Here is a 25801-nt window from a genome sequence, read left to right on the forward strand (position 1 = left end):
CGTGGACGACATCTTCATCCGGGGGACCGCCGTACGGCTCCCCGCATCACTCCTGGTCGCCGACGCCGTCGCGTCCGGCGCCTTCCCCGCCCGCCAGGCCGCCTCGACCGACATGGTCGCGGTGGCCTGGTCGCCCGAGGAGTCCGCGGCCGAGATGGCCGCGGCGGCGGCACGGACGGCCATGGCGAGAGCCGGCTCGACGCCGCAGGACATCGACCTGGTCCTGCACGCCGACACCTACCACCAGGGGCAGGACCTCTGGCCGGTCGCCTCGTACGTCCAGCGCGAGATCGGCGGCGGGAGCTGCTCGGCGCTGGAGATCCGTCAGATGTCGAACGGCGGTCTGGCCGCGCTGGATCTGGCCACCGCCTACCTGACCGCCGACCGCAACCGCTGCGACGCCCTGCTCAGCACGGCCGACCGCTTCTGCGAGCCGGGCATCGACCGCTGGCGCACCGACCCCGGCACCCCGTACGCCGACGGGGCCACGGCCCTGGTGCTCTCCCGGCGCGGCGGCTACGCCCGGCTGCGCTCGCTGGCGATGCTCGCCGACTCCGACCTGGAGCCGATGCACCGCGGCGACGAGCCGTTCGGCCCGGCCCCGTTCACCCACCGCATCCCGGTCGACTTCGAGGGGGCCAAGAGGGCCTTCATCGGCCAGATGGGGATGTCCTTCGCGATCACCCGGGCCAACTCCGGCCAGCAGACCGTGCTGAAGCAGGCGCTCTCGGACGCGGACATGGAACTGGCCGAGGCCGACTGGGTCCTGCTCCCGCACTTCGGGCGCCGGCGGCTCGAGGCCATCTACTACGGGCCGTTCGGCATCGCACCCGAGCGCACCACCTGGGACTGGAGCCGCACCATCGGCCACCTCGGCGCCGGCGACCAGTTCGCCGGCCTGGACCGGCTGATCGTCTCCGGGCAGGCCAAGCCCGGCGACCGTGTCGTCCTCGTCGGCGTCGGCGCCGGTTACAACTGGGGCGCCGCCGTGGTGGAGATCCTCGAACGCCCCGACTGGGCCTGACCGCACGCCGCACCACCGCGCACCACCGCGCGCCGCCGCACCACGCACCGCACCACCACGCGCTGCACCACCGCTCGAGCGCCGTTCGAGCGGAACCTGACAATCTGAACCAGCCGCCCCTGCGAGCGGCGAGACTCGAAGGGAAGGGCCACCGTGGCGCCGACCGCTACGACCGACCAGGACGTGACCGCAACCACCCACGTCACGGAGCACTCCATCACCGTCGCGGCACCGCCGGAGGCCGTCTTCGCCCTGGTGGCGGACGTCGCGGGCTGGCCGCAGCTCTTCGGCCCGACCATCCACGTCGAGGTCCTCGAGGAGAAGCCGCTGGACGAGGGCCGCAGCGAGCAGTTGCTGCGGATCTGGGCCACCGCCAACGGCACGCCCCGCACCTGGACCTCACGCCGCACGCTGGACCGCGCCGCGGGGCGGATCGTCTTCCGCCAGGTGGTCTCCGCCGCCCCGGTGGAGAGCATGGGCGGCGAGTGGATCGTTGAGGCCGACGGCGACGGCGCCAGCAAGGTGACCCTGCTGCACGACTACCGGGCGATCGGCGACGACCCGGCCGCGGTCGAGCTGATCGAGCGGGCCGTGGACCGCAACAGCCACGCCGAGCTCGGCGCCCTGAAGGCCGGCGCCGAACTGGGCGGGCAGCGCGACGAGATCCACTTCACCTTCAGCGACTCCGAGCGGATCGAGGGCAGCGCCGAGGACGTCTTCGCCTTCCTCGACCGGGCCGACCTCTGGCCCGAGCGGCTGCCGCACGTGGCCCGCCTGGAGCTCACCGAGGACGAGCCGAACCTGCAGCTCATGGACATGGACACCCGCAGCCCCGACGGCTCCACCCACAACACCACCTCGATCCGGGTGACCTTCCCCGACCGCGCCGTGATCGTCTACAAGCAGCTCCGGGTCCCGGCCGCGATGGCCGGCCACACCGGACGCTGGGTCATAGAACCGACAGACGACGGCAATGGCGTCGTCGCCACCTCCTGGCACACTGTGACCCTGGACATCGAAGGCGTCCACCAGTTGCTCGGCCCCGAAACCACGCTCGCCCAGGCACGCGCCATGGTCCGCAAGGCCCTTGGCACCAACAGCTCGACGACCCTGCGCCATGCCAAGCAGTTCGCGGAGGAAGCAGCCCATGCCCGCACGTGACCTCAACGGGCCTGTCACCGTCATCAACCGGTTCACCGTCAAGGGAGACATCGAGGCGTTCGAGCACGAGTTCCGTGCGCACTCGCAGTTCCTGCGCAGACAGGAGGAGTTCGCCTTCCTGGTCACGGTCCAGCTGATCGACAGGCCCGAGGTCTTCGTCCACATGGGGCACTGGAAGAGCCTGTCCGGGTTCCAGCAGGTGGTGCACGACGAGACGTTCCTCAAGCACGTCCAGCGGCTCGGCTCGATGGTCGAGGCCCGGGCCGACCAGGCCGTCAGCGTGGGCCGGGTGCTGCGCCGGGAGGCGCTGCGCGGTGCGGCCAACGTCGTGCTGACCCACGCCGAAGTCGTGGGCGACCACCGGGAGTTCGAGAAGCGCTATCTGGAGATGGCCGGGTACTTCGACGAGTTCGGCGGCTTCGGCGGCAGCGACCTGATGCGCTCGACCGTCAGCCCGGCGACGTACCTGGGGCTCTCCTGGTGGTACGACGCCGACTCCTGCGACCGGGCCCTCGACAGCGCGGGCTGCCAGGAGTACCGCATAGCCCTGGCCGACACGGCGGACATCACCACCGAGCGCACCCGCCACATCGCCTACGAGAGCGTCACCGCCGCCTGACCGCTGCTCCAGCGAAACGAGAGCCGGGGACCCGACGGTCCTCGGCTCTCCCGCGTTCGCGGCCCGAGCCGGTTTCGAGCAGCTGGGCGCACCCTGCAGTCGTGGGCTTATTCGCACACTTCGTCGACACACGACTCGCGAGGGGGAGGCATGAACGGCTACCGGAACTTCTCTGAGCTCATCCGGTCCAGGGTGGCGCAGACACCGGGCAAGGAGGCGCTCATCCTGCTGCCCGAGTACGAGGGACGGACGCAGCCGGAGTCGGTCTCGTACAGAGCCCTCGACGCCGCGGCGATCCGACTCGCCGGCTGGCTCCAGGACCGCGGCGCGGCCGACGAGCGGGTACTCGTGGTGCACTCGGACCGCCGGCTGTTCGCCGTCAGCTTCCTCGCCTGTCTGTACGCGGGCGCGATCGCCGTGCCCAGCGCGCCGCCGCGCGGGCGGGGGCACCATGCCGAACGCATCGCGGGGATCGTCAAGGACGCCGCCCCCTGCGTGGCGCTCACCGACGCCGCCGAGGCCTCCGACCTCTCGCAGCTGCTGGCGAGTTACGGCTACGGGCACATCCCGTGCCTGGCCGCCGACGTGGTCCCGAGGTCGGCGGCCTGGCAGCAGCCGGAGCTGACCCGCGATTCGGTCGCCTTCCTGCAGTACACCTCGGGCTCCACCCGCGAGCCGTACGGGGTGGTGGTCACGCACGGGAACCTGCTCGCCAACCAGCAGGCGCTCCAGGAGGTGACGGGGAGCAGCGCCGACTCCCGGCTCGGCGGCTGGCTGCCGTTCCACCACGACATGGGCCTGGTCGGCCAGTTGCTGCACCCGCTGTGGCTGGGTGCCACCTCCGTGCTGCTCTCCCCCGAGGCGTTCGTGAAGCGTCCGATGCGCTGGCTGGAGGCGATCTCCCGGTACCGGATCGAGGTCAGCGGCGCCCCGGACTTCGGCTACGACCTGTGCACCCGCAGGGCCACCGAGGAGCTGCCGCCCGAGCTCGACCTGTCGAGCTGGCGGACGGCCGTCAGCGGCGGCGAGCCGGTCCGGCCGGAGACCTGGCAGGCCTTCGCCGAGCGCTTCGCCCCGGCGGGGTTCCACCCCGAGGCGCTGACCGCCGGCTACGGGCTGGCCGAGGCGACCCTGCTGGTGTCCGGCAGCCCGGCGGGCCGGGCGCCGCGGCAACGGCGGGTGGACGCCCGGGAGTTGGAGCTCGACGGGCTGCGCGAGCCGACGCCGGGGAGACCGGCCAGATCGCTGATCACCGTCGGCCGCCCGGTCGGCGGCAGCGAACTGCGGATCGTCGACCCGCAGAGCCGGGCCGTCCGCCCGGACGGCGAGATCGGCGAGATCTGGGTGCGCGGCGACAGTGTGGCCCGGGGCTACTGGCGGCGCCCCGGCGAGACCGCGCAGACCTTCGGCGTGCGCACCGCCGGTGGCGAGGGGGGCTTCCTGCGCACCGGCGACCTGGGCACCGTCGAGGACGGCCTGCTCTACGTCACCGGGCGGCTCAAGGACATGATCGTGGTCGCCGGCCGCAACCTGTATCCGCAGGATCTGGAGCAGACCGTCCAGCGGGTCAGCTCGCTGTTCGGCTCGGCGACGGCGTTCTCCGTCCCGGCCGACCACGAACAGATCGTGCTGATACAGGAGTTGCGGGCGCGCAGCCGCTACAACGTCAACTTCCCCAGCCTGGTCACCGCGGTGAAGGACTGCCTGTCCAAGGAGTTCGAGCTCCAGGTCGGCGCGGTCCTGCTGGTCCGCCCCGGCACGGTGCGCCGGACCACCAGCGGCAAGGTGGAGCGGGCGGCGATGCGCCGGCTCTTCCTCCGCGGCGAACTCAAGCCGCTGCACCAGGCGATCAGGCCCGAGGTCCAGAACTTCCTTGCGGAGAGCCGTCGATGAACGATGCGGAACGGATCGCCCGGTTGGAGCGCGCCTTCGGGTCGCTGTTCTCCGCCGACAACCCGCTCGGCCAGCACGCCCTGCTGGCCGCCGACGCCCGCGGCGAGGTGCTCGCCGAGGCCGAGTGCCAGCTCGACGCCTTCGGGCTGAACGCGGAGTTCGTGCCCGCCGAGCACGGCGGCCGGCTCACCCGCCTCGACGTCCTGGGCCGGATCCTGCGCCCGGTGTTCCGCAGGGACGCCTCCCTGGGCTTCGGCTACGGGCTCAACTGCTTCTTCGCCGTCGTCCCGGTCTGGACCGGCGGGGACGCCGAGCAGCGCGAGAAGGCCGCCAGGATGCTGCTGGACGGCCGTAGGATCGCCGTGGTCCGGCACGAGGTGGCGCACGGAAACGCCTTCGTACGCGATGAGTTCGAGGCCCGGGAGGTTCCCGGGGGCTTCGTGCTCAACGGCACCAAGGCGGTGATCGCCAACGCCTCCCGGTCCGCCGGACTGGTCGTCTTCGCCCGCACCGGCGGGGAGAACCGCTCTCGGGCCCACTCGGTCCTGCTGCTGGACCGCGGCGAGCTGCCCGCCGACCGGTTCGAGGACCTCGACCGGCACACCACCAGCGGGATGCGCAGCGCGGAGTTCGGCGGCCTGAGGGTCACCGACTGCGAGGTGCCGGCGAACGCGCTGGTCGGCGGCCTCGGCGACGGCTACGAGCTGTCGCTGCGGTCCTCGCTGGTGATCCGCGGTCTGATCCCCTCGATCGTGCTGGCGGGCGGGGACACCGCGCTGCGGACGGTCGTCCGGTTCGCGACCCGCCGCAGGGACGACGGCCGGTCCTCACTGGACGTCCAGCACTGCAAGGACGTGCTGGCCGGGGCCTTCCTCGACCTGCTGGTCGCCGACTGCCTGGCGCTGGTCGCCACCCGGGCGCTGCACCTGCTGCCCAAGCAGATGAGCGCCTACGCGGCCACCGCCGCCTATCTGGCGCCCAAGCTGATCTCCGAGTCCATGGACGAGATGTCGACGGTCCTCGGCAAGGCCGCCTTCGCCGAGGACGGCGCCTACGGGATGTTCCAGAAGCAGCTGCGCGACCTCCCCGTCACCTCGCTCGGCCACGCGGGCAGCGCGGGCCGGCAGGTGAGCATCCTGCCGCAACTGCCGTTCTTCGCCCGGCACGCCTGGTTCGCCGACCCGGCCGCGCCCGGGGAGCTGTTCCGGCTGCACGAGGACCTGCCGCCGCTTCAACTGGGCGAGGCGGCCCTGCTCGGCGACGGCGACCCGCTCGCGGCCACCCTGGCGGCCTGCACCGACCTCCTCGAGGCGGCGGACGAGAATCCCGGGGACCGGCCGGGCGACTCCGCGCTGCTGTTCCTGGCCCGCGCCTTCACCATCGAACTCGACGATCTGCGCAAGGTGTTCGCCGAGATCTCGCCGGGCGACCGGGCGGCCCTGGTCAGCCCGTACGCCTTCGGCCTGGCCGACCGCTACACCCTGGTCCTGGCGGCCGCGGCCTGCCTCGGGGTCTGGCGCGAGCAGCGCGGCGGGAGCGACCCCTTCCTGACCGACGCGGCCTGGGTCACGGCCGCGCTGTACCGGCTGGGCCGCCGGCTCGGCCTGCCGCTGCCGGACCGGCCCTCCAGCAGCGAGCAGCGCGTGCTGGCCGAGGTCCTGGCCCGGTTGCACGGCGCCCGCAGCTACGACCTCTACGGCTCGGCGCTGGCCTGACAGCCGACCTCCCGCCCCCCATCGGCCCTTACGAAGGAGCACACACGGCAATGAGCGCATCGAACGAACCGGAATACTACGGCTGGCTGATGGCACGGCTGGCCCACTACCTCGGCCGACCGGTGGCGGACGACGTCCCGTTCACCGAGTACGGCCTCGACTCCGTGGCCGCGCTGAGCCTGTACGGCGACATCGAGGAGGAGTACGGCCCGGTCATCGACCCGACCGACATCTGGCTCTACCCGTCCGTCCAGGAGCTCTCGGCCTACCTGGAGCTGCGCGACATCCGGCTCGGCAGCGGCCAGCAGGTGCGCGCGGCCTTCGTGTTCACCGGCCAGGGGTCGCAGCACCCGGGGATGACCTCCGGCCTCTACCTGAACTCCACCGGGTACCGGCGGTTCCTGGACGAGGCGGCCGAGGCGCTGCTGCCCTACACCGGCCTGTCGGTGGTGGACCTGATCCTCAGCCGCGACCAGCGCGTCCACCAGACGGCCTTCACCCAGCCCACGCTGTTCGCGGTCGAGTACGCGCTGGCCCGCACCCTGGAGGAGGCCGGGGTCCAGCCGGTCGCGGTCCTCGGCCACGGCATCGGCGAGTTCGCCGCGGCCGTGATCGCCGGCTCCCTGAGCCTGCACGACGCGGCCAAGCTGGTCGCGGTACGCGGTGCCTTCATGCAGTACCTGCCGTCGGGCGGCGGCATGATGGCGACCTGCCTCGCCCCGTACGAGGCGGCCGAACTGACCGCCGAGGAACCGGGCGTGAGCATCGGCGCGATCAACGCCGCCAAGGCCACCGTGCTCTCCGGCGAGCTGGGAGGCCTCGAGCGCATCCAGCGGCGGCTGGAGGAGCGCGGCATCGCGTGCATGCCGCTCAAGGTGACCCACGCCTTCCACTCCCCGCTGATGGAGCCGATGCTGGCCAAGTTCGAGGCCGTCACCAGGCGCCTGCCCGGCGGCTCGCCGCGACTTCCGTACTACTCGACGGTCTACGGCCAGCTGACCAACGAGCCGCTGTACGCGCCCTACTGGAGCGCGCACGTCACCTCGCCGGTGCGCTTCTCGGACGCCGCCCGGCAGATGCTCGACCACCAGGCCCTGACCCACATCGTGGAGGTCGGACCGAAGGTCGTGCTCACCCCCTTCCTCCGCAGGATGGGCGGCGCCGAGGGCCCGGCGTGCATGGGGATGTGCCGGAGTCCGGAGACCAACGCCGTGGACCTGGCCGGAGTGGTCTCCGCCCTGGACGCGGGGCCGCTGGCCCACCCTCTGGTGAGGGCGTGACGCGATGGTTTTACCGGCGGGAGATCTGACGCCGCCGCGGCAGGTGCCGGGCCCCCAGGGCCCGTGGGAGCCGGTCCGGGAGGACCTGGCCGAGACGGGCGCCGCCGTGGTGTACGGGACCCTGGGCACCTGGTCCGCGTACCTGCAGCAGCCCGAGGTGCTGCAGCCCCTGCTCGGCCGTGACTGGGCCCGGTACCTGAGCCAGCCGCACCCGCGGAGCAAGGAGCGCTTCCTGGCCTCGCGCCTGCTGCTGCGGCAGGCCGCGGCCGAGGCGATCGGCACGGTGCCCGAACTGGTCGACCTGGCCTACCACCCCGGGGGCCGTCCCTACGTGCGCGGCTGCGACCAGATCGACATCAGTCTCAGCCACACCGAGGAGGTGATGATCGTCGGGGTGACCCGGCGCGGCCGGATCGGCGTGGACGTCGAGCTGGCGGGCCGCCGCATGGCGGGCACGGCCTCGGAGACCCAGGGCTTCACCCACGTCGAACTGGCCGACCTGGACCGGGCTCCCGCGAGCCGGCGCAACGACCTCCTGGTCCGGCTGTGGACGCTCAAGGAGGCCTACAGCAAGGCGCTCGGGCAGGGCCTGCGGTTCCGCTTCACCGAGTTCGGCTTCGCCCTCGACGGCGCCGGCGCCCGGCTGATGCAGCCGGACGGCCGTCCGGTCGCCGGCGGCTCCGCCTGGACGTTCGTGACGTTCCTGGTGGAGCCCAGGTACGTGGTCAGCGTGGCGGTGTACGACTCGGGCTTCGGTGGCGGTGTGGACCTGTCCGTGGAGACCGCGCTCGACGACGGGCTGCTGGACACGTTGCTGAGAGCCTCCGACTGGAGGTGAGTCGCCGAGAAGGCCGTCAGGGAATCCAGCCGGCCTCCTCGGCGATCCGGCACGCGTCGATCCGGTTCCGTGCGTTCAGTTTGGCGACGATCGCGGTGAGGTAGTTCTGCACCGTCCCCTTGGACAGGTACAGGCAGCCGGCGATCTCGGCGGCGTCGGCGCCCTGCGCGGCGAGCCGGAGCACCTCCAGCTCGCGCGGGGACAGCGGGTTGCGCGGTGCGTCCCAGGCCGACATCGCCAGTTGAGGGTCTATCACCCGCTGTCCCTGGGCCACCGCGCGGACGGAGTGGGCCAGTTGGTCCGGCGGCGCGTCCTTGAGCAGGAAGCCGGAGACATGGGCGGCCATGGCCCGGCGCAGCGTCCCCGGGCGGCCGAGACTGGTGAGGATCAGGGCCCGGCACTTGGGGAGCTTCTCCCTGAGGTGCGCCGCCGCCGTGAGCCCGTCGATACCGGGAAGGTCGACGTCGATCACCGCGACGTCCGGTTTGGCCTCGATCGCGGCCTTCACGATCAGGTCGCCGCGGTCCACCGAGGCGACCACCTCGAAGTCGGGCTCCAGTTCGAGCAGGGCGACCAGCGCGCCTCTGATCATGTGGACGTCCTCGGCCAGGAGGATCTTGACCTTCAACATGCGCCCCCGCTCCAAAAAACGTTTCTTCCCCACCCAGGTGAACGGTCCCGCGTCAGGCGGCCACGACACTCTCCGTGGTCTCCTGCGCGGCCGTTCCCTTCTCGTTCTGCGGCCGCAGCGGAGCCTCGACCGTGAGCACGAACCGGTCCCCCTCGCGCACACCCGCCTCCACCCGTCCTCCGATCGCCTCGAAACGGCTGCGGAGGTTGCCCAGTCCGCTTCCACTGTGCGGACAGGACTCCTTCGGCCCGTCCACGACGCCGTCGTTCACCAGAGTCAACGTCACGGACTCCGCATCCGTCACCACCGCCGAGATGGTGCACTTCTGGACCTTGCTGTGCCGGAGGATGTTGGTGACCCCCTCGCGCAGCGCCGTCGCCAGCACGGTGTCGACCAGCGGGTGGAGCCGGCCGCAGTCGATGTCCACGTCCGTGTGGACGTCGGCCGCCCTGAGCGTCGACGCCGCGGACTCCGCCTCCGCCGCCAGGGACATGTCCCGGTAGCCGCTGGCCACCAGCCGCACGTCGGCCAGCGCCTGCCGGGACACGTCCAGAAGACCGACGGTCTCCTCCTTGGCCCGGTCCGGACGCGCACCCACCAGACGGTTGATCAGCTCGGCCTTGAGCGTGATCGCCGAGAGGCTGTACCCGAGCAGGTCGTGCAGATCCCTGGCGAACCGCAGCCGCTCCTGCAGCACCGCCCCCCTGGCCAGCTCCTTCCGCGAGTCGTGGACCTCCTTGACCAGGTCGGACAACCGGGTCAGCCCGTAGATGATCAGGCCGGTCAGGGCCGTCGACTGCACCAGGTAGACGACGTTCCAGAAGTGCTCGAGCGGCGAGGCGCTGTGCTCGAACGCCAACGACAGCCCGATGGTGCTGGCGATGATCAGAGCGAAGGTGGTCCATCCCGCCCGGCGCGGCAGCAACAGGACGGAGGAACCCGCGAGGCACCCGAGCATGCCGCCCCAGACCGACGCGAAGGTGATGGCGGGAACATAGGTCAGCGTGCCCTGCAGCACCAGTGAGACGACCCGGCGCCGGAGCGACCATCGACGCACCCGCGGCGAGGAGTTGACCAACTGGATCACGAAGGTCAGCCCGATGCAGACCGTGAATGCCGCGAACCTCCGCCCCTGCTGTCCACTGGCGGACACATTGGCCACGGCCAGCAGGCCGAAGCAGAAGAGGGTGAACACCGTGATGGTCCTGGCAAGCACAGGAGCGGGAAGTTCCGACGCCTCCAACCGCAGCCTCGAGCCGACGGCCTCGTCCTCTCCCCCACCCGGTCCCACCGGCGGGCTCTTTCTCCTTGCGCCGACCCCGATGATCATGGGCCCCCCTACTACTGATGGTCAACGGCCGGGGTACGGATCGTAGCGCCTGCCGCCTGACCGAGCCACAGATGCGCCGTGCCGTGAGACACCGTCAGACGAACATCGGGATGGGATTGAGGTCCTCGTACCGGGTGGGCCGAGCCAGTCGGCCGGTCTTCACCGGGACGTCGAACAGCCTTCCCGGCGCGAAACGCGCCCAGAAGTGGCGCAGGCCGGGCACGATGACCTTGACGACCGGCAGCTCGATGTCAGGACGCGTCTGGTCGAGCACCAGGAGCTCCATCCCGTGCGAGCGGACGAGAGCCTCGGCGGCCCGGATGTCGTCGAGCAGGTCGGGCCGCGGGCGGTAGCCGTAACTCGTCGGGCCGAGGCTCGATTCGGTCGGATCCGGCGCAAGGTACGGCTGGTTGTCGGTCGTGGCCCCGGCCCACCAGGACATCAGCTCCGGGTCCCGGAGCCGGTAGCCCGAACCGTCTGCCTGTGCTCCGGCGACGGTGGGAATCAACTGGCCCATCTCGGTCAGTGCGCGGCGAAGCGCCGTCCGGGGATCGAAGTGGGCGCCGAACCCGAAGACCAGGTCCTGCGCCGACTTGTCCGTCCGCGCCGACACCGCCGCCATGACCGGGACACCGAGATCGGAGGTGAGGTCCAGGACCCACAGCCGGCGGTTCAGCCGCCCGTAGGTCCGCCGCAGGTCGGCGATCCAGGGGTCGTCGAAGGCGTCCAGGTCCACCGCGGGCCGGCGGGTCCGGTTGTACCACCAGACGGCGACGGCATCCCGCTCGACCAGTTCGAGGAATCCCTGGACGATGGCGTCCTCGAGGCTGCTGCCGGCCGCGTTGCCGTTGGAGTCCGCCCACAGTCCGTCGCCGTGGCGTCCGTAGTAGAGCATGGAGGTCGGCAGGAGCCGCTGGGTGCCCTCGCTGAGGGACCAGACGGGCGTCCAGTCGGTCGGGCGGTCCGGGTCGAAGGGCTCGGGTACCCACTGGAAGCCCGAACTGGCGGCGTTCCAGGCCTCGCGCGTCAGGAACTGGCGATCGTCGTAGAGTTGACATGTGTTCGGGTGGACGGCGCGGTCGCCGAGCCCGCGCAGGGTGTCCCGTACGGTGGGCTCGTCCCCCTGCCGTGTCCCGCAGTACCGTTCCGCCGCCTCGCAGATGGCACCGACCTCGGCTTCCAGCGGAGTGGTCCCCTTTCCCCCGGTGCAGCTGCGCAGACCACTTCGCAGTCCCGCCAGGGTCCGCGCCTCCATGGCCAGATTGCGCCCTGCCACATAGGCGTTGACACCCTCCGGCGCGCTCGCGTCCGGGCGCACCTCCTCGACGATCCCGGTGACCGGACCGACCAGGTGCCGGTGCCGTCGGAGCATGTCCGCGGGGGGCACGGCCCGGTGGCTGCCCAACGTGCCCCCGACCTTGGGCCTGGACACCGGCCGAACCGGCGCGAGCACCCGCGCGGCGACCGCTCCCGGATCGCCGCACTCCCGGCACTGCGGGCGCCTGCCGACCCGGTGATGACGAGTCTTCATGGAGAGCGTGTCCAGCGTGCACACCGAGTCCATGTCCGAATCCGCAACGCCCGCGAGCCACTTGGCGGCCGTCAGGACCGCCGCCTGGAGGCCGATGGCCCGCCCCGCCGCGAGAGAGGCCTCGGGCCGCGCCACGGGCCCCGAGAGCCCGCGGGCGCGCTGCACCGGGATCTCGGAGTGACGCTGCCCGCGCAGCCGGTGCGCCAGGCACGACCAGCAGGCGCCTCCGGGCCGGAAGACCGGGCCGACCCACGGCTGGGCGTCGGCCGGCTTGGCGAGCAGCCAGGGGTGGCCGATCGAGCGGTAGTGCGCGTCGATCCGGGCCAACTCCGGCTCCAGGTAGTCGTCGCAGAGGACGAGAGTGAAGGACGGAACCACCCCACCGCCCGGCTCCACCACGGCGAGACCCGAGGCCCGGCAGGCGCTGCGGGCTTCGCCCGCGTCGACCTGTCCGATCGTCACGACGTCCACCGGCAGGCGCCCGAACGCCTCCTCGACGACCGCTCCGTCGGCACCGGCCAGCTCCCAGTACGCCTGCGCCGCGGCATCCGCCGTGGGAGTCCGGTACCCGACCAGGTTCGCCCGCGCGAGCTGCCCGATGATCCGTCCGACCTCGGCCGCCGGCACCTCGGGGCCGGCCTCCTCGATGAGCCCGTGCAACGTGCGCGTGCCGTCGAGCAGCGGAGCCAGCGCCTCGACGTACCGGCTCTGCACCGCGGTGACGCCCCGCACCGAGAACAGGTAGGTCGCCTCCCCCTCAACCACCTCGGGGCGCAGATGGCGCTTGAATCCCAGCGGTCTGGCGCCGGCGTCGAGCTGTTGCCCCATCAGTCGTTCGCCGTGAGGCAGATGCAGATGTCCCGGAGCACCAGGCTGTGATCGCCCCTCGGGTCGAGCTCCTCGATCATGATCACGGACTCCCCCGTGAGGCAGTCACCCACGTACAGTGGTTCGGCCGCCGAGAGCCCGAACTCGGCCAGCACGGACACCGGGTCCTCGGCGTAGCGGCGCTCGAGGTCGGGCTCCAGCCCGGTGCGCGCCGCGAGCTCGGCGAATCTGCGGGATTCCAGGGCCTTGCAGGCAAGTGCGGACGAAGCAGTGACGGTCTGCACGGAGGCCTCCCCTAATTGATGATGGTGCCTGCGGTCAATGTGACTGTTCGATTTGCTGACCTGAGTTTGCGGACACGAGCCGCCCCCGGCCCAGTGGCACCCTCACATTCGCAGCGTGACATTTTCACGGCCCCCCTCATGAGCGCCTCACTGGGCCCTCAAGCCGACTGGTGACAGGCTCGATCGACGCTTCAACTCGAACCGCCGGACCGACTGACCGACGGGTGAGGCTGAGAGGAGAGTGCACCATGGAGATCAAGGTTCTGGGTCCGCTGACGGCCAGCGAGCACGGGGTGTCGATCGTCCCGAGCGCGGCCAAGCCCCGGCAGATTCTCGCGCTGCTCGCGCTGCAGTCCGACCGGGTGGTCACCGTGCCCACGCTCATGGAGGAGATCTGGGGGATCGACGTGCCGCGCAGTGCGGCGACGACCCTCCAGACGTACATCCTCCAGCTGCGCCGGAAGATCGCCGCGGCGCTCGGCAGCACACCCGACTGCCAGGCCAAGGACGTCCTGATCACCCAGCACGGCGGCTACCTGCTGCGGGTGCAGCCGGGCCAGACCGACGTCCTGGAGTTCGAGCAGCTGACCGCCTCGGGCCGGGCCGCGTACGACGCCGGGGACTACCTGGCGGCGTCCGAACTGCTCGGCGGCGCCCTCGCGCTGTGGCAGGGGCCGGCCCTGGTGGACGTCAAGGTGGGCCCGGTGCTCGAGCTCGAGGTGCTCAGGATGGACGAGGACCGGATGGCCACCCTGGAGCGCCGGATAGACGCCGACCTGCGACTCGGCCGGCACATCGAGGTCATCCCCGAGCTGCGGGTGCTGACGGCCCGCCACCCGATGCACGAGACCTTCTGCGCCCAGCTGATGCTGGCAGCCCACCGCTCGGACGGCGCCTGGCGCGCCCTGGAGGCGTACCAGCGGCTGCGGTCCACCCTGGTCGACGAGTTGGGGCTCGAGCCCTCGCCCAAGCTGCAGCGGCTGCACCGCGCGGTGCTGCAGGGCGACCCCGCGCTCGACCTCGCCACCACCTCCGTCGCGGGCTGACCCCTCCCGTCCCCCGCGACCGTCACGGACCGGACCCGGCCTCGGATACGCCGGGCCGGTCTCTGACGCTTCCGTGATTCGTGTACGCATTGCGTGCTTTTCGAACACTCCATGCGAATCCGAGCAGCCGTCGAGAGGCGACCCGAACCATGACGTCACCGGCAGCGGCGGCACGCCCACAGGCGAAGGCCCGCCGGGCACGGTGGGCCGGGGTGCGGAGGACGACCCTGAAGCACCCCGGCCACCCCATCGATCCATCGATCCATCGATCCACAGCGGCCCAACCGAAGGGAACAACAGTGGCCCGCACAGTTCCGACCGGCAGGAGCCCGCAGTGGCAACCGGCCCCGATGAAGGCGAGGTAGCGGCGATGCGCAGGGTCGTCATCACCGGTCTGGGCGTCGTCGCGCCCGGTGGTGTAGGCGTGAAGAACTACTGGGAGCTGCTCACCGCGGGCCGCTCGGCCACCCGGACCATCTCGTTCTTCGACGCCTCACCGTTCCGTTCCCAGGTCGCCGCCGAGTGCGACTTCGATCCCCGGGCGGCCGGACTCAGCCCCCAGGAGATACGCCGCCTGGACCGGGCGGCGCAGTTCGCCGTGGTCTCCACCCGTGAGGCCGTCGCCGACAGCGGCCTGGACTTCGGCAGCCTCGACCCCGGCCGCATCGGCACCTCGCTGGGCAGCGCGGTCGGCTGCACCACCAGTCTCGAGCGCGAGTACGTGGTGGTCAGCGACGGCGGGCGCAAGTGGAACGTCGACCACGAGTACGCCGTCCCCGAGCTGTACCGGCACTTCGTGCCCAGCTCGATGGCGGCCGAGGTCGGCTTCGCGGCCGGCGCCGAGGGCCCGGCCGTGGTGGTCTCCACCGGCTGCACCTCCGGCCTCGACTCGCTCGGCCACGCGGTCGAGCTGATCCGCGAGGGCACCGCCGACGTCATGGTCGCCGGCGCCACCGAGGCTCCGATCTCCCCGATCACCTCGGCCTGCTTCGACGCCATCCACGCCACCACCCCCCGCAACGACACCCCCGAGAGCGCCTGCCGCCCGTTCGACAAGAACCGCAGCGGCCTGGTGCTCGGCGAGGGCGCGGCCATCCTGATCCTCGAGGAGCTGGAGGCCGCCAAGCGGCGCGGGGCCCACATCTACGCGGAGATCGCGGGATTCGCCTCCCGTTGCAACGCGTACCACATGACCGGCCTCAAGGAGGACGGCCGCGAGATGTCCCAGGCCATCGACGCCGCCATGGCCGAGGCCAGGATCGGGGCCGACGGCTTCGACTACATCAACGCGCACGGCTCCGGCACCAAGATGAACGACCGTCACGAGACCGGCGCCTTCAAGCGCAGCCTCGGCGCGCACGCCTACGACGTGCCGGTCAGCTCCATCAAGTCCATGATCGGGCACTCGCTCGGCGCGATCGGCTCGCTGGAGATCGCCGCCTGCGCCCTCGCCATGGAGCACGGTGTGCTGCCGCCCACCGCCAACCTGCACGAGCCCGACCCCGAGCTCGACCTGGACTACATCCCGCTGGTCGCCCGGGAGAAGAAGACGGACACGGTGCTCAGCGTCGGAAGCGGCTTCGGCGGCTTCCAGAGCGCGATGATCCTGGCCCGGCCGGAGAGGAGCCTGTGATGACCACCACGACCACCACGACCACCGTGGTGACCGGTCTCGGCATCGTGGCCCCCAACGGCCTCGGCACCGAGGACTACTGGAAGGCCACCCTGGCCGGCGAGAGCGGCCTCGGCCCGATCACCCGTTTCGACGCGGCGCAGTACCCCTCGCGGGTCACCGGCGAGGTGCCCGGCTTCGTCGCCGAGCAGCACATCCCCAGCCGGCTGATGCCGCAGACCGACCACATGACCAGGCTCGCCCTGGCCGCGGCCGACTGGGCCATCAAGGACGCGGCCGTCGAGGCCGACCAGCTGCCCGAGTACAGCATGGGCGTGGTCACCGCGGCCTCCGGCGGCGCGGTCGAGTTCGGCCAGCGGGAGCTGCAGAACCTGTGGAGCCAGGGCAAGGAGTACGTCAGCGCGTACCAGTCCTTCGCCTGGTTCTACGCGGTGAACACCGGTCAGATCTCGATCAGGCACAAGATGCGCGGCCCGAGCGGCGTACTGCTGAGCGAGCAGGCCGGCGGGATCGACTCGATCGGCCACGCCAGGCGCCACGTCCGCAAGGGCATCCCGCTGGTGGTGTCGGGCGGCGTGGACGCGGCCGTCTGCCCCTGGGGCTGGGTGCCGCAGATCGCCTCCGGCCTGCTGAGCACCGAGAACGACCCGGCCCGCGCCTTCCTGCCGTTCTCCGCCGACGCCTCCGGGTACGTGCCGGGCGAGGGCGGCGCGATCCTGGTCGTCGAGGACGCCGACTCCGCCCGTGGGCGCGGCGCCCGCCAGATCTACGGCGAGGTCAGCGGGTACGCCGCGACCCTCGACCCCGCCCCCGGCTCCGGCCGCCCCTCCGGGCTGCGCCGGGCGGCCGAGAACGCCCTGATCGACGCGGGCCTCGTCCCCGGGGACATCGACGTCGTCTTCGCGGACGCGTCCGGCGTGCCCGAGCTCGATCTGGCCGAGTCGGAGGTCATCGCCGGCCTGTTCGGCGAGCGGGCCGTCCCGGTCGCCGTACCGAAGACCATGACCGGACGGCTCCTCGCGGGCGGCTCCGCCCTCGACGTCGCCACCGCGCTGCTCTCCCTGCGCGACGGCGTCATCCCGCCGTCGGTCAACGTCACGGCCTCCCCCGACCACCGGATCGACCTGGTCACCGAGGCCCGCGAGGCGCAGCTGCGCAACGCCCTTGTTCTCACCCGGGGTTACGGCGGGTTCAACGCCGCCCTCGTGGTCCGCCGCTCCGCCTGACACCACCCTCTCTCATACACCGCACCGAAAGGACCGTCATGCCCATCACGACCGAAGTGACCCTGTCCGACCTGACCAGGATGCTGCGCGAGTGCGCCGGTGAGGAGGAAGGCGTCGACCTCAACGGCGACGTCATCGACACCCCGTTCATCGAGCTCGGCTACGACTCGCTCGCGCTGCTCCAGGTCATCGGGCAGATCCAGCGCGAGTACGGCGTGGTGATCCCGGACGACGCGGTCGTCGACGCGGAGACCCCGCGCGCGCTGCTCGCCCTGATCAACGAAGCCGACTGACGGCCGGTCATCCACCATCAGGGGCGCGGGGCTTCGTCAAGGCTCCCCGCGCCCCTGGTCGTCCCTCCCGCCCGGACCCGGCTCCCGGCCCCCCTGCCCGACGCCGGGCCGGAGGTACCCCGGTCCCCGTCCCCGGCGGTCCTGGTCGTCCGCGACCTCGCCCCTACCCCTCGCAAGGAGAGAGCACGGATGTCGCTCACAGCACGCACCGCGGTGACCCGCCGGCTGACGGTCGGGGCGGGAACAGGCCCGCTGCACCGGACCGCGGCCGACGTACCGGGACCGCTGCTCGACGCGCTCGGCCACCGCAGGCCCGAGAACCTGCCCGCCCGCACCACCCTCTACGTCGGCGGCTTCCCCGCCCCGAGGCAGCCGGTGAAGGACCACCGGGCCATGCCCGTCCGCATCGCCGCCACCCCCGCCGAGGTTCTGCTGCTCGCCCACGAGGACCTCCAGGCCGAGCGCGCCGACCTCGCGATGGTCGCGACCCTGGACCAGCCCACCGCCGGAGGCGTCACCGTCCAGGTGCTGCGCCGCGCGGCCGAGGCCGTGGCCGAGGGCGACACCATCCTGGGCCTGCTCGAGTTCGCCGACCTCCGGGACGACCAGCCCGTCCTGCGGCCGCTGCGCCACGGGCACACGGTCCCCGACACCGAGGGCCACCGGCTGCTGATCTGGTCGGGCCGGGACGAGCCGGACGAGTCGCGGGTGCGCGGCGAGCTCCGCGCGCTGCTCGACCGGATCTCCCCCGAGGGCTTCGCCTCGCTCCCCACCGCCGTGCCCTTCGGGCACGCCTTCGGTCCGGTCCGCGCCACCGCGGTCACCACCGCCAGGCAGGCGACCGCCGAGGTGGCGGCCGCCGAGCCGGTGACCACCAGCCACCCGCGACCGGTCGCGCTGCTCCTGCCCGGCCAGGGCTCGCAGCACGCGGCGATGGCCGCCGGCCTGTACCGCAGGGACCCGGTGTTCACCGCCAGTGTCGACGCCGTCCTCGACCTGATGGGCGCGGACGGTCCGGCCATCCGCGCCGACTGGCTCTCCGAGCGGCCCGTGATCGACATCGACGACGTACGGCGCGCCCAGCCGCTGCTGTTCGCCGTGGACTACGCCCTCGCCCGGATGGTCCTCAGCTGGGGAGTCCGGCCCGCCGCCCTGCTCGGGCACAGCGCGGGCGAGCTGGTGGCCGCGACCCTCGCCGGGGTCGTCTCGCTCCCGGACGCGGTAGGGATGATGCGCGAGCGCGTGGTGCACGCGGTGGAGATCCCGGCCGGCGGGATGCTCGCGGTCGCCGCCTCCGAGCGGACGCTGCTCCCGTACCTGCACGGCGACGTCGCCGTCGCGGCCGTGAACGCCGCCCAGCAGACCATGCTCGCGGGCTCCACCGAGCCGCTCGCCGAGGTCGCGGCGCGGCTCCGCGCGGACGGCCACACCGTCGTCGCGGTCCCGGCCACCAGCCCCTTCCACTCGCCCGCCATGGCCCCGGCCTCGGACGGCGTCGAAGTCGCCTACCGCAAGGTCAAGTTCTCCGATCCCGAGGTGCCGTTCTACTCCGGCTACACCGGCGAGCTGATGACCACGGCCGAGGCCCTCAGCCCGCGCTACTGGGCCCGTCAGATCACCGACACCGTGTACTTCGCACCGGCGCTGGAGCAGCTGCTCGCCGCCGACGACATGCTGCTGATCGAGGCCGGGCCGCGCCAGACCCTCACCGCCTTCGCCCGCCGGCACCGCGCGGTGCGGCTGGGTGCGAGCAGCGTCGTCCCCCTGCTGCCGGCCAAGCCGGCCGGTCCCGAGCAGGACCGCAGGGCCGTCCTCAACGCCGCCGCCGCGATCTGGCGCGAGGGCCACGACCTGGACCAGGACGCCCTGGCCAGGCTCTGGACCTGGCAGGCCGACGCGCCCGCCGACGCGCGGCCGCTCGCCGCCGTGGCCGGGCCGTGACCGCTGCCGGGGTGCTGCGGCGGATCGGCGGGGCGGTGATCGAGGCCGGCCTGCTCTGGGTGTACGTGCCGCCGCTGGAGTTCCTGCCGCCGTGCCTTCCCCCGCGCCCGGGGAGGGCCGACGGCCTGCTCGGCCCTCCGCCGCGGCACCCGGAGCGGCTGCGCCCCGACGTCCCCCTCAGCAGGCAGGAGAAGCGGCTCCAGCGGCAGCTCCTCGAGACCGGACGCTGACCGCACCCGGTCCGAGGCCCTGGACACCGGTGCGGGGTCCAGGGCCTCGGGCATGCTCCGGCTCGTCCGCTCCGGTGCGCCTCGACCGCTGCTGCGGCCTCCCGACGGCCCGGGCCCGCGACCCGGATCGCTCCCTGAGGAACGCCCCCTAAGGGCGTGGACGCGCTCGCCGACGGGCATGGCACGGTCGTAGGGCAACGCCGTCGGTCGTGAGAAGGTACCCAGCATGAGCGCGATAAAGTTCATCCTCAATGTCATCTGGTTGGTCTTCTGCGGCATCTGGATGGCGCTCGCCTACGTGCTCGCCGGAATCATCTGCTGCGTGCTGATCATCACCATTCCCTTCGGCATCGCCTCCTTCCGGATCGCCGGCTTCATCCTGTGGCCGTTCGGACGCACCACCGTCGAGCGCCGGGACGCCGGGGCCGCGTCCTGCGTCGGCAACGTGATCTGGCTCGTCTTCGCCGGGTGGTGGCTGGCGCTCGGGCACCTGCTGACCAGCATCCCGCTGTTCCTGTCGATCGTCGGGATCCCGTTCGGCTGGGCCAACCTGAAGATGATCCCCGTCTCGCTGATGCCGCTCGGCCGCGAGATCGTCTCCACCGACCAGGCGTGGGGCGCTCGGTACTGAGGACGTACGGAACGGGGAAGGCCGACGGGGAAGCGTCCCCGTCGGCCTTCGGCGTCACAGGCCCCGGCGTCACAGGCCCCGGCGTCACAGGCCTCAGTGTCACCGGCCTCAGTGTCACAGGCCTCAGTGTCACAGGCCCAGGAGGCGGGCGGACTCCTCGCGCATCTCGACCTTGCGGATCTTGCCGGTGACGGTCATCGGGAACTCGTCCACCACGTGCACGTAGCGCGGGATCTTGACGTGGGCGAGCCGGCCGGTGCAGTAGGCGCGGACGCCTTCGGCGGTGAGGGGGGCGGCGCCCTCGCGCATCCTGATCCAGGCCATCAGCTCCTCGCCGTACTTGGCGTCGGGGACGCCGACGACCTGGACGTCGAGGATGTCGGGGTGGCCGTGGAGGAACTCCTCGATCTCGCGCGGGTAGAGGTTCTCGCCGCCTCGGATCACCATGTCCTTGATGCGGCCGGTGATGGCGAGGTAGCCGTCCTCGTCCATGACGGCGAGGTCCCCGGTGTGCATCCAGCGGGCGGCGTCGACGGCCTCGGCGGTGCGCTCGGGCTCGCCCCAGTAGCCGAGCATGACGGAGTAGCCGCGGGTGCACAGTTCGCCGGGCTCGCCGCGCGGGACGGTGCGGCCGGTGGCCGGGTCGACGACCTTGACCTCCAGGTGCGGGCCGACGCGGCCGACGGTGGAGACGCGGCGCTCCACGGAGTCGTCGGTGCGGGTCTGGGTGGAGACGGGCGAGGTCTCGGTCATGCCGTAGCAGATGGACACCTCGGTCATGCCCATCCGCCCGATGACCTCCTTCATCACCTCGGTGGGGCAGGGCGAGCCGGCCATGATGCCGGTGCGCAGGCTGCTGAGGTCGTACTGCTCGAACGCCGGGTCGGCGAGTTCGGCGATGAACATGGTCGGCACGCCGTACAGCGAGGTGCAGCGCTCGGCGGCGACGGCGGCGAGGGTGGCCCCGGGTTCGAAGGCGGGGGCGGGGATGACGGTGCAGGCGCCGTGCGAGGTGGCCGCGAGGTTGCCCATCACCATGCCGAAAGGTAGTCGAACACCTGGTAATTGGTTCCTAGCTGCCAGTCTACGGGGGATACCGGGGATTCGCGCCGAAATAGAACAGCACAGAGCCCCCGGACTGACACCGCCAAGTGTCTCCGGGGGCTCTGCTCCGCCCGCTCCCCTGCGCCTCCGTGGCGACGCGGGGAAGGGGCCGTCTAGGGGCTACTCCGCCCGGTGCGCGAGGCCAACCGTCACGTGGTCGGCGGCGAACCGGACGAACTCTGTGTGCCCTGCCTCCCTCGTGTGCTTGCCCATGTCGAGACTGAGGATCTTCAGCGGTACCGGCTCCGCGGTCTCCCACCCGCACGCTTCCCTCAGGCACTGCGCCAGGCCGGTAACGGTCACGTCGTCCAGGTGGGTCACTGTGACGTCGCAGAGCCGCAGAATGGGGGCCGTCACGGCTGGATGTGGCGGGCGTAGACGCCATCGGTCAGCAGCGAGAATCCGTGCTTCCCCCACGCCCGCCGAAGCTTCTCCACGGCCTCATCGTCGAGCCGCCTCACCATCGGGTCGTCCGACTCGTACGAGCACACCTCATCGGGCCCGTGAACGGGGTGGACCGGGGCCGGGTAGCAGACGGCCAGCGTCCCGGGCACTGCCAGCCGGCGCAGGGCCTCGACGGCCAGGCGCATCCCGATGCCCTTGCCCCGCCACTCCTGCGACACCTCCACCGATTCCAGCAACAGCAGGAGGCAGGGCCGCAACTCGGCGACCACGGGGGCGAGTTCACCGTCCTCGGTGAAGATCACGCGCGGGATGCGGTCGAGCAGTCCGGGGTCTGCCTCGAACGCCTTGCGGGGGTTCGGGGTCACTCCGGGGATGACGCGGGTGATCACGGCGGTACCGAACACGGGGTCCGTCGCGGTGTAAAACGACGCAGTCCACCTGTCCGCGAACTCTGACCACTTCGCGTTTTCGTAGTGAACGGACTTGTACGAGATCACGATCCGCTCGTCCACGGACATCTCCCTTGCAACGGGGGCGGCCCCCACGCAACGTGCACGCGAGGGCCGCCAACTTGTCAACTACCCGGCGGCCGCGAAGGCTGCGGCGTCGGGTCGGGCGGCCGGTGAGGGTTCACCGGCGGATTCGAGGGCGGAGCCGGGGCAGGCGATTCAGGCCCCGGCTTGCCCGGGTGAATCGGCATCAGATCACTTGCTCGGCGGTTGCTGCGGAGGGTTCTCCTTCGCCGGGGAACCCGCGTGCTTCGGCGGGGGCTTCTCGGCGCCCTTGTGCTTGGACCGGTCGCTCATGACTGATCTCCTCCTACTGGGCGTTGACGCTGGTGGGCGCGGTGGGGTCCATCGGGCCGGGCGGCCGTTCGGGCTTGGGCGGCTTGGGCGGCTTGCCGGGAGGGTCGTGGTGCATGATTGGTGCCTCCTCACACTGTGGGGTTCCGGTCACCCGTTGGTGACCGGGCCGTTCGGTGTTGCGGAACCCGCTCCGACCGAGATCACTTGGCAGAGAGATCGGTCGGAGCGGGGGTCTATGGGCGGGCGGGAGGCTCCGGCTACGCCTTGTCCGAGCCCGTCCCGCCCTTGGACTTGTCCTTGTACTTTTGGACCAGATCGTCCTGCTTGATCGCCTGCTTGACGCGGTCGTCGGTCGCCTTCCGGTCCGTCTTGTTCTTGGTGGACTTCTTGGTGCTCCTGCCCATGACCATGCGGTGGCTCCCATCCTGGTAGTGGTGGCGGCTCTGCCCGTCCGCGACGGGGGAGGTACGGACGGGCAGAACCTCTCCGTACCGCCGGTTTGGGGGCACGGGGTGTAGCCCCGTCTCGGCTGTGCTGTGACGACGCACTAGGTGGAGCCGAGACGGGAGTTCGTGGGGTCGAAGCGAGGGCGGGGCGGCCGTCCAGGACGGTTCTTCTCGTACTGGTTCTCGATGGACACGGGACCCGCACACCGGTATTGCTTGCGGATCTCCCGCCCGTCCTCGCCCATGCGGCTGATCACGATCTCCGTGCGGTTGATCAGGCCGCTTACCGGGTCGGCCGTTTTGGTGCGCCGCAGCACCGTCCACCGCCGACCGTCGGCGTCGGCGAACTGCCTTCCTCGCGTGGGGAGTTCTAGCCTCTCGACACAGCCCGTAGGGCGCTGCGGGCACTGACAGGCAGTCGACTCGTCGGCATTCGGGGTCCGATCGTCCGTGAACGTGGCCAGGGTCGCGCCGGGCGTCCTGCGGGGCAGCATCTCTACGCGGCGCAGAACTGTCCGGCGTCCGCACGAAGGCGGAGCCCACTGCAAGCGGCGACGTACGCGGCCCGCACCCGGGCCTCGGTGTGCGCGCGGGCGCGCTTGGGCAAGTCGCTCAGGGACACCCACGTGAGGGTCTTGACCGCCTGCCCGCCCACGGGGAGGGACAGGGCGCCCGCGTCGGCGGTGGTCATCGTTCCGCCGTCGAGGACGACGTGAAGCATCTCGGTCGTGTCGGTGTCGAAACAGGCCGGACGCCGATCGCGGACGAGCACACCTTCGGTGGTCCTGTGCATCCCCAAGTCGTAGGCGAGCAGCCGAGCGGCGGCCTGCGCCAACGACTCGTCCGGGTGCACGCTGCCGCCGGGCAACACGAAGTCGTCCCGGCCCGCCGGCTGCACCATCAGCACGCGGCGCTGCGGGTCGCGGACCAACACGGACACGTCGATACGACGGTCGACGGCAAACGGCTCGATGCATAGAGGGATCACGGAAACGGCTCCGATCGGAAGATGGGGGGATCGAGGTGGCCCCGCCCGTCCACGGCGGGGGATGCGCGTACGGACGGGACCGGTCCCGCACCGAGCGGCGACGGTACGGGAGTTGAAGCCCGTCCCGGCAGGAGTCCTGTCCGAGAGACGTCCGGCCGGGACGGGGGTCGTGGGGGCTACTTTTGCTCGCCTAGTTGCGGGACTTGATGATCAGGCGCAGTCGCCAGCCCTCGCGCCACAGCTCGGCCGTGCGCGTCGGGCTCACCCGCACCCACCACAGGCGCCCCGGAGTCCGGTCGTCCTGGTCCCAATCGAGACCGCCGAGCACCAGGACGGCCAAAGCGATGACGGCCACCACCGAGCGCATCACTCGGACAAGGCCACCTGACGGACACTCACTCGGACACTTCCTCGCCCACGACGGGGACGGGCAGGTCCTCGGCCGACTGCTGCACCGGGACGGCGGGGGCCTCTTCGCCCGGCCGGTGCACGGGCAAGAACGCATCACGCGGCGGGTGGCCGGTGCCCCCGCTGTCGAACATGCCGCTCTGCGGACGAGTGTGGTCAACCATGGTTCCCCTACTTGACTTCAGGCGCCGAAGGGCGCGCGATGGTGCTGGCTACGGTCGGCTAAGCGCCGGCCCGGCGGTCGTCCGGCGCGGGGCCGTCTGACATTGCGGGTAGGTGGTCACTCACTCCCACCGCCCCGGCATTGCGGAGCAGTACGGGCCGCCTTGATGTCAGGCTGCGTCACCGGCAGCCGTCACGCCCTGGAGCATCCGCTCGCGGCTCTCCCTGCAACAGGGGCTCGGGCACGGGCAATCGGGCGGACGGGGGTACCTCACGGCCGCTTGGATGGGCCGGTTCTCCCAGTACTGCCGCATAGCTTCCGCCATCTCGGCGGGGGTCGCTCGGCGTCTGTCCCGTCCGGGCGAGACGGGGGGCTTTTTCGGCACCGTAGGGGTAGCACCGCTCAGCCGCCCGACGAATCCGGGGGACTGAGCGACCTTCTCCGAGCCCCTCGGGCCCGGTCCGCTCATGGTCATTTACAGTTCGCCTCCGTGTTGTGGAGCACGCAAGAACGTAGGAGGACCAGCGTGCGCCTACGGGAACCGCTCACGGAAGGGGCAGAACTGGGGGCAAACTGAGAGGGTGGCATTCGGCGATCTACTCCGGGATCTGCGCATGGCAGTGCCGCTGACACGCCCTCAGATGGCTTCAGCGCTCTGCCAGCGTGAAGGAAAACCACCAGAGGACCACGGCACGGTCCTCGGTCAGTTGAAACGGTGGGAGGGCAACAAGGGCATCCCCGGGCCCCGCTGGCTCTCCGCTCTGTCTCACGTGCTGGATTGCCCGCTGTCAATACTGACGGCCGAAGCTAGCCTCTCAAGGGTGAACAGACGCGCGTTCATCAATCTCACTGCGCTGGTCGCCACCCAGGGGCGGGCTGCGGGAGAGCTGACAGCGAGCATGGCCGGCGGTGACTACGGCCCCTTGACGACAGTTCAGACCACGCACGCTATGGATCTAGTCGTCGCCTCGTTGGCTGACACACCCACGACGTCACGCCTTCGAGGCTGGATGAAGGACGGCGGAACACCGCTCCTACGGGTGAACGCAGCAGGCATCCTAGCTAAGCGGCCCGGCCAGGATTCTGCCGTAGAGGTGGCCCGCGTCCTCGCACATGATCCCGAGGTGAGGCATCTCTACTCAACGGCCGTCCTCGCCCGGGTTGGGGGGCTGGAGTGGAACAGGGCCCAAGCGCTGGCAGCCGATCTGAGAACCGCCGGGGACACGGCCCAGTTCCTCGCTGCCAGGCTGGCAGCGGAGACCCTGAACACCCGCGACGCGGGGGCGCGTTGGTGCGCCGCCATTATGCTGCGGGACCTCACACCCCTACTCAGTTGGGAGAGCTGAC

25 protein-coding genes and 1 pseudogene are annotated in these 25801 nt (G+C 71.3%); 15 read left to right on the plus strand and 11 right to left on the minus strand.

Features of this window, described 5'->3' with window-relative positions:
- Position 1 precedes the first annotated feature (1 nt).
- The 7 genes from ACIRRS_RS22280 to ACIRRS_RS22310 all read left to right on the plus strand — a co-directional run bounded on the left by ACIRRS_RS22280 (position 2) and on the right by ACIRRS_RS22310 (position 8530).
- Positions 2–1024 carry a ketoacyl-ACP synthase III family protein gene (locus ACIRRS_RS22280; RefSeq protein WP_402973276.1) on the plus strand — a complete coding sequence of 341 codons (1023 nt, stop codon included), beginning with the start codon at positions 2–4 and terminating at the stop codon, positions 1022–1024.
- Positions 1025–1207: 183 nt separating this feature from the next.
- Positions 1208–2185, plus strand: a complete 978-nt coding sequence (locus tag ACIRRS_RS22285) for an aromatase/cyclase (protein WP_402973279.1) — start codon at positions 1208–1210, stop codon at positions 2183–2185.
- Positions 2172–2804: an antibiotic biosynthesis monooxygenase family protein gene (locus tag ACIRRS_RS22290; RefSeq protein ID WP_402973282.1), complete on the plus strand. Its 633-nt coding sequence runs from the start codon at positions 2172–2174 to the stop codon at positions 2802–2804. Before ACIRRS_RS22285 ends, ACIRRS_RS22290 begins: the two co-directional genes overlap by 14 nt.
- Positions 2805–2996: 192 nt before the next feature.
- On the plus strand, positions 2997–4697 hold the full coding sequence (locus ACIRRS_RS22295) for a fatty acyl-AMP ligase (RefSeq protein WP_402973285.1): 1701 nt from the start codon (positions 2997–2999) through the stop codon (positions 4695–4697).
- Complete coding sequence (locus ACIRRS_RS22300) at positions 4694–6412, plus strand: acyl-CoA dehydrogenase (protein WP_402973287.1); 1719 nt, start codon at positions 4694–4696, stop codon at positions 6410–6412. The genes ACIRRS_RS22295 and ACIRRS_RS22300 overlap by 4 nt, the downstream gene beginning before the upstream one ends.
- Positions 6413–6462: 50 nt before the next feature.
- Positions 6463–7692 (plus strand): acyltransferase domain-containing protein, encoded by a 1230-nt coding sequence (locus ACIRRS_RS22305; RefSeq protein WP_402973290.1) that lies wholly within the window; start codon positions 6463–6465, stop codon positions 7690–7692.
- 43 nt (positions 7693–7735) lie between these two features.
- Positions 7736–8530, plus strand: coding sequence for a 4'-phosphopantetheinyl transferase family protein (locus ACIRRS_RS22310; protein WP_402973292.1), 795 nt, complete (start codon positions 7736–7738; stop codon positions 8528–8530).
- Positions 8531–8546: 16 nt separating this feature from the next.
- Here the strand turns inward: ACIRRS_RS22310 and ACIRRS_RS22315 are convergent, their stop codons facing one another.
- From ACIRRS_RS22315 to ACIRRS_RS22330, 4 genes are all read right to left on the minus strand, one after another.
- Entirely contained in the window at positions 8547–9161 is a 615-nt protein-coding gene (locus tag ACIRRS_RS22315; RefSeq protein ID WP_402973295.1) for a DNA-binding response regulator, read from the minus strand.
- A 52-nt stretch (positions 9162–9213) separates the two neighbouring features.
- Positions 9214–10491, minus strand: a complete 1278-nt coding sequence (locus ACIRRS_RS22320) for a sensor histidine kinase (RefSeq protein WP_402973297.1) — start codon at positions 10489–10491, stop codon at positions 9214–9216.
- A gap of 94 nt (positions 10492–10585) precedes the next feature.
- On the minus strand, positions 10586–12850 hold the full coding sequence (locus ACIRRS_RS22325; RefSeq protein ID WP_402973300.1) for a TOMM precursor leader peptide-binding protein: 2265 nt from the start codon (positions 12848–12850) through the stop codon (positions 10586–10588).
- Positions 12850–13134: a hypothetical protein gene (locus ACIRRS_RS22330; RefSeq protein WP_402973303.1), complete on the minus strand. Its 285-nt coding sequence runs from the start codon at positions 13132–13134 to the stop codon at positions 12850–12852. Before ACIRRS_RS22330 ends, ACIRRS_RS22325 begins: the two co-directional genes overlap by 1 nt.
- A 248-nt stretch (positions 13135–13382) precedes the next feature.
- On the opposite strand from ACIRRS_RS22330, the gene ACIRRS_RS22335 reads away from it, so the two are divergent.
- The 7 genes from ACIRRS_RS22335 (at position 13383) to ACIRRS_RS22365 (ending at position 20134) form a co-directional block, all read left to right on the plus strand.
- Complete coding sequence (locus ACIRRS_RS22335; protein ID WP_402973306.1) at positions 13383–14180, plus strand: BTAD domain-containing putative transcriptional regulator; 798 nt, start codon at positions 13383–13385, stop codon at positions 14178–14180.
- Positions 14181–14550: 370 nt separating this feature from the next.
- Positions 14551–15813, plus strand: coding sequence for a beta-ketoacyl-[acyl-carrier-protein] synthase family protein (locus tag ACIRRS_RS22340; protein WP_402973309.1), 1263 nt, complete (start codon positions 14551–14553; stop codon positions 15811–15813).
- Entirely contained in the window at positions 15813–17039 is a 1227-nt protein-coding gene (locus tag ACIRRS_RS22345) for a ketosynthase chain-length factor (protein WP_402973311.1), read from the plus strand. Before ACIRRS_RS22340 ends, ACIRRS_RS22345 begins: the two co-directional genes overlap by 1 nt.
- A 38-nt stretch (positions 17040–17077) precedes the next feature.
- Positions 17078–17332 carry an acyl carrier protein gene (locus ACIRRS_RS22350; protein WP_402973314.1) on the plus strand — a complete coding sequence of 85 codons (255 nt, stop codon included), beginning with the start codon at positions 17078–17080 and terminating at the stop codon, positions 17330–17332.
- A 189-nt stretch (positions 17333–17521) separates the two neighbouring features.
- Complete coding sequence (locus tag ACIRRS_RS22355; protein ID WP_402973317.1) at positions 17522–19273, plus strand: acyltransferase domain-containing protein; 1752 nt, start codon at positions 17522–17524, stop codon at positions 19271–19273.
- Positions 19270–19503 carry a DUF6059 family protein gene (locus tag ACIRRS_RS22360; RefSeq protein WP_402973320.1) on the plus strand — a complete coding sequence of 78 codons (234 nt, stop codon included), beginning with the start codon at positions 19270–19272 and terminating at the stop codon, positions 19501–19503. The genes ACIRRS_RS22355 and ACIRRS_RS22360 overlap by 4 nt, the downstream gene beginning before the upstream one ends.
- A 226-nt stretch (positions 19504–19729) precedes the next feature.
- Positions 19730–20134 (plus strand): YccF domain-containing protein, encoded by a 405-nt coding sequence (locus tag ACIRRS_RS22365; protein ID WP_402973322.1) that lies wholly within the window; start codon positions 19730–19732, stop codon positions 20132–20134.
- A 129-nt stretch (positions 20135–20263) separates the two neighbouring features.
- Here the strand turns inward: ACIRRS_RS22365 and ACIRRS_RS22370 are convergent.
- The 7 genes and pseudogenes from ACIRRS_RS22370 to ACIRRS_RS22400 form a co-directional block, all read right to left on the minus strand.
- Positions 20264–21178 (minus strand): annotated as a pseudogene (locus ACIRRS_RS22370) (AMP-binding protein); the annotation flags it as partial.
- Between the two features lie 413 nt (positions 21179–21591).
- The gene (locus tag ACIRRS_RS22375) at positions 21592–22155 is read right to left on the minus strand and encodes a hypothetical protein (protein ID WP_402973324.1); all 564 of its coding nucleotides are present in this window, start codon (positions 22153–22155) and stop codon (positions 21592–21594) included.
- 551 nt (positions 22156–22706) lie between these two features.
- Complete coding sequence (locus ACIRRS_RS22380) at positions 22707–22853, minus strand: hypothetical protein (RefSeq protein ID WP_402973327.1); 147 nt, start codon at positions 22851–22853, stop codon at positions 22707–22709.
- A gap of 143 nt (positions 22854–22996) precedes the next feature.
- Positions 22997–23212 carry a hypothetical protein gene (locus ACIRRS_RS22385; protein WP_402973330.1) on the minus strand — a complete coding sequence of 72 codons (216 nt, stop codon included), beginning with the start codon at positions 23210–23212 and terminating at the stop codon, positions 22997–22999.
- Positions 23213–23391: 179 nt separating this feature from the next.
- Positions 23392–23883, minus strand: a complete 492-nt coding sequence (locus ACIRRS_RS22390) for an NUDIX domain-containing protein (RefSeq protein ID WP_402973332.1) — start codon at positions 23881–23883, stop codon at positions 23392–23394.
- A 190-nt stretch (positions 23884–24073) separates the two neighbouring features.
- Positions 24074–24238 carry a hypothetical protein gene (locus ACIRRS_RS22395; RefSeq protein ID WP_402973335.1) on the minus strand — a complete coding sequence of 55 codons (165 nt, stop codon included), beginning with the start codon at positions 24236–24238 and terminating at the stop codon, positions 24074–24076.
- Positions 24239–24278: 40 nt separating this feature from the next.
- Positions 24279–24455, minus strand: coding sequence for a hypothetical protein (locus ACIRRS_RS22400; protein ID WP_402973338.1), 177 nt, complete (start codon positions 24453–24455; stop codon positions 24279–24281).
- A gap of 613 nt (positions 24456–25068) precedes the next feature.
- Between ACIRRS_RS22400 and ACIRRS_RS22405 the strand changes: the two genes are divergently transcribed.
- Positions 25069–25800 carry a hypothetical protein gene (locus ACIRRS_RS22405; RefSeq protein ID WP_402973341.1) on the plus strand — a complete coding sequence of 244 codons (732 nt, stop codon included), beginning with the start codon at positions 25069–25071 and terminating at the stop codon, positions 25798–25800.
- The last annotated feature ends 1 nt before the right edge of the window (position 25801 follow it).

Source organism: Kitasatospora sp. NPDC101183, assembly GCF_044767945.1.
Taxonomy (GTDB): domain Bacteria; phylum Actinomycetota; class Actinomycetes; order Streptomycetales; family Streptomycetaceae; genus Kitasatospora.